The sequence below is a fragment of the Paracoccus sp. DMF genome (genome assembly GCF_004407025.1).
GTDB classification, from domain to species: Bacteria; Pseudomonadota; Alphaproteobacteria; order Rhodobacterales; family Rhodobacteraceae; genus Paracoccus; species Paracoccus aminovorans_B.
The window spans coordinates 1-3184 of sequence record NZ_SOKV02000099.1 but is presented as its reverse complement, the minus strand read 5'-3'; the positions used below and the strand labels follow the sequence as shown (position 1 = coordinate 3184).

The following is a 3184-nucleotide window of genomic DNA, read 5'->3' as shown; positions in this document are numbered from 1 at the left end:
TTGGAGCCTCCGGCAAACCCGGCGCGGTTCACTCCAGTGCTCGTGCCGCAACGCCTTCACGCTGTGTGAGCGCCGAATACCATCCGTGTGCATCGCTAACTCGCAGCGCAGGCTGATGATCCTTAATAGCTGCTGTCTTGAAGGAAGGCATAAGCTCTTTGAGGTTGCCCTTCCAGCGCGCAGGGTTTTCTCCGCTGCGCAGTTCGTTGACCGCAGCCCAGGAGAGCACCGCCTCTAGGCGCGATCGCACGCGGGTCGCAGTCTCGTGCTTCGACTGCCAGATCGGATCGAGAACCTCTTTTATGTCGGACACATCAATGTCTACGAGCCGCTTTTCCCCGATAAGCGGAACCGCGTAAGTTTCGAGCGTAGAGCGCCACTGCGCTTGGTGTTTGACGTTGCTCAGGGCATCGAGTTTCCCGCTCGTCAGATACTGCTCGATGGTCTCGGCCATCGTGATCCCGTTCTTCTGCTCACGGACGAGTTGGCGCCGGGCTTCCTTTCGCTCCTCAACCGGATCAACGCCACTTCTGATCTGCTCGCGCGTGCCCCTTGCCGCCTCTCTCGCAAGCGCAAGAGAAACGTCAGGGAAGCCGCCGAGCCCAATGTCACGGCGCTTACCATTCACCGTAGATCGCAGAATCCAGGATCGACCCTCGCCATCGTTAATGCGAAGGTGAAGACCCGGCACGCCGCCTACCGCGTGAAACCCAGGCTCGACGAGGCGCTTGACCTCGATTGCTGACATCTCCCTGACCCGCTTGGGCATCCTCTACCAACATCCTTACCAACGAAAAATCTTCCATTGGATACGGTTCCGTGCAACAAGATGCAATATGGCACGCAACAAGAGTGTTCTAAAACAAGGTATTAATTTTAGATAAACGTCGCGGTGCGGTCGCGTGCAACAGTAGGCAGGCGGACTTCGTCTCCGCCACTCCCCGTAAAGCGCTGTATTTACTGGACATTTCGCCAGATTGCACCAGTCCGTTCCGTCAATCCATCCCATTCGGCAGGGGCTTGATTCGGCGTTACGAGCCGTGGCTCATGCAGCAACGCTCTTCAGCGCCAGGTCCTGCCGCAAAGATGGTGATGCGCATTGCCGCACCTTGCGTCACCCGCCGCAAGAAAAAGGGCGCGGTCGCCGCGCCCTTCTTTCAGTAGCAACCGATCTTCGCGATGACGGCCTTGTCGTCGATCTCGAAGTTCAGCCGGTCGGGACGCAGGTCCATCGTCACCGCATCCCGCGGTCCGATCACCCGCGTCGCCGGGGGCAGCTTCATGCTGTCGAGAACCGCGCGGGGCTGGCCGATCAGGCCGCGGAACTGGGCCGCATGGCAACTGTCGGCCTCGGGCTGCGGGGCGGGCGCCGGGGCCTCGGTCTCGACGCAGGCGGCCAGGGCGCAGACCGGCAGCAGAAGAAGCAGGGCTTTCATCGCCGCGTCCTCAGCCGCAGTCGATGTTGTAGATATTGCCGGCCGCATCCAGGCGGAAGACGATGCGCAGGGGGTTGTATTCCTGCGGCTCGATACCGCGATATTCGACGACGCGATATTCGCGCGTCACGCCCAGGGTCGAGATGACGGTGCCCGGCTGACCCAGCGCCGCAACGTAGTCCTTGGCGTGGCAGGCATCGGGCTCGCGCGATTCCAGGCCGCTGACGCCGGCGACGGGGGTCGGCGGCAGCGGTGCCACGGCGGGCGCCGGCTCGGGTTCGGGGGCATAGGCCGGCGCGCAGGCGGCAAGGGGGGCAAGGGCAAGAAGCGCGATCAGGGCTCGGGTCATCGGGCGGTCATCCAGTGCGAAAAGATCTGACGCGGCATCATAAGCATGCTGCCGGCAAATGAGAAGCGCCCCCGGCAGATCGCCCCCGGGCGTGGCGCCGGTGCCATGGCGCTACTGCGCCGCCTCGGCCAGGACGGCGTGCCTGTTGCCATAGCAGGACAGGAACATCCGCACGGCGCCCCGATTGACCTTGCGCAGCTGGTCCTTGTCGATCGCCTGCGGCCCGAGGAACAGGGCGCGGTTGTGAATGCCGACGCCGGCAAGCTCGATCAGCTGGTCGGCGGCCAGGTCGAGATCGGCGATGCACAATTCATGGCGCTGCACGCAGCGTTCCAGATAGCCGACCAGTTGCCGGCGCAGCAGCAGCAGGCCGGATTCGTAATACTCGCGGGCCAGCGAGGGAAAGCGCTCGGCCTCGCCGACGCTGACGCGATAGATGCGCAGCCCGAATTCCGAGATCAGATGCGCCGAGATGAGCTGCACGATGAAGGGCAGCACCTGCTCGACCGGCAGGTCGACCTCGATCAGGGCGCCGGCATCGGCGGTCTCGCGCGCCAACTCGTTGCGGAAGATCTCGATGAACATGACGCGCTTGTCGGGGAAATAGCTGTAGAGCGTGGCCTTGGAGACCCCGGCTTCGCGCGCGATCTCGTCCACGCTGGCGCCTTCGAAGCCGTCGCGCAGGAAGATCGTCCGCGCCCCTTCGAGCACCTGCAGAAACTTGCGGCCGCGCGTCACCGGAAGCGACTTGATTCCCATGAAAACACCTACTCATAACTCACACCCGACAGCAGCGCCGGACAAAACCCAGGCCCTACGCGAGCCGAAACCGAACCAATTCGTCCATAATACGGAATAGCGATTCTTGCCAATCCCCGTGAACTATAAGCACGATATGTCTGAGGTCATGCAAGGGGAATACGAGCTTCGGATCGAGGCTTCAGCGGAGCGCCATTGCCGCGCCGGTGGCGCTCGGCTTGCTGTCCGGAGCGGAAGTCGCCAAGGCTTGCCGAGGGTCGCAGGGCCGGCCCGAAGCCGGTTTGCAGTGGCCGTTGCGCCGGTCCACCGCGCGATGCAGGTAAGGTCATGAGCTCTGGGCAGGGGGCGGGCCGCGATCGATGGTGATGGGACACTCCGTTTGCGCTAAAGTCCTCTAAATCAATAGCATCCTCGCCCCTTGGTTGCCGCAACGTGTCGCCTGACGCCATCCCGTTCCCCAACAGTGTGCGGTGCAGATTCGGAGCGTGGTTCATCCAGGCTTGCGCTGCCTCCAGGACTGCGCTCCGGAGACGTAGCGCTTCGCGAGCTGGAACTGCGTCGTCAGTCGCCAGTGCCGATCTGCTGGTCGGCTGCACCCGGTGCCTGCGACGGCAGGCAGGACTTGAAATCGGCCCAGTCC

At 63.1% G+C, this 3184-nt stretch carries 4 protein-coding genes; all 4 read right to left on the bottom strand.

Translation table 11 applies throughout. From position 1 onward, the window contains the following. Positions 1–28: 28 nt before the first annotated feature. The 4 genes from E3D03_RS20230 to E3D03_RS20215 all read right to left on the bottom strand — a co-directional run bounded on the left by E3D03_RS20230 (position 29) and on the right by E3D03_RS20215 (position 2544). Positions 29–748, bottom strand: coding sequence for a tyrosine-type recombinase/integrase (locus E3D03_RS20230; protein WP_263568448.1), 720 nt, complete (start codon positions 746–748; stop codon positions 29–31). Positions 749–1157: 409 nt separating this feature from the next. After that, the gene (locus tag E3D03_RS20225; protein WP_263568447.1) at positions 1158–1436 is read right to left on the bottom strand and encodes an I78 family peptidase inhibitor; all 279 of its coding nucleotides are present in this window, start codon (positions 1434–1436) and stop codon (positions 1158–1160) included. 10 nt (positions 1437–1446) lie between these two features. Beyond that, positions 1447–1785 carry a hypothetical protein gene (locus E3D03_RS20220; RefSeq protein ID WP_263568446.1) on the bottom strand — a complete coding sequence of 113 codons (339 nt, stop codon included), beginning with the start codon at positions 1783–1785 and terminating at the stop codon, positions 1447–1449. 111 nt (positions 1786–1896) lie between these two features. Continuing rightward, positions 1897–2544 carry a TetR/AcrR family transcriptional regulator gene (locus E3D03_RS20215; RefSeq protein WP_263568445.1) on the bottom strand — a complete coding sequence of 216 codons (648 nt, stop codon included), beginning with the start codon at positions 2542–2544 and terminating at the stop codon, positions 1897–1899. Between the last annotated feature and the right edge of the window lie 640 nt (positions 2545–3184).

What these genes read in the sequence shown, in the direction of transcription:
- E3D03_RS20215 (WP_263568445.1), bottom strand. Translation starts at nt 2,544, where the DNA reads ATGGGAATCAAGTCGCTTCCGGTGACGCGCGGCCGCAAGTTTCTGCAG.
- E3D03_RS20220 (WP_263568446.1), bottom strand. Translation starts at nt 1,785, where the DNA reads ATGACCCGAGCCCTGATCGCGCTTCTTGCCCTTGCCCCCCTTGCCGCC.
- E3D03_RS20225 (WP_263568447.1), bottom strand. Translation starts at nt 1,436, where the DNA reads ATGAAAGCCCTGCTTCTTCTGCTGCCGGTCTGCGCCCTGGCCGCCTGC.
- E3D03_RS20230 (WP_263568448.1), bottom strand. Translation starts at nt 748, where the DNA reads ATGTCAGCAATCGAGGTCAAGCGCCTCGTCGAGCCTGGGTTTCACGCG.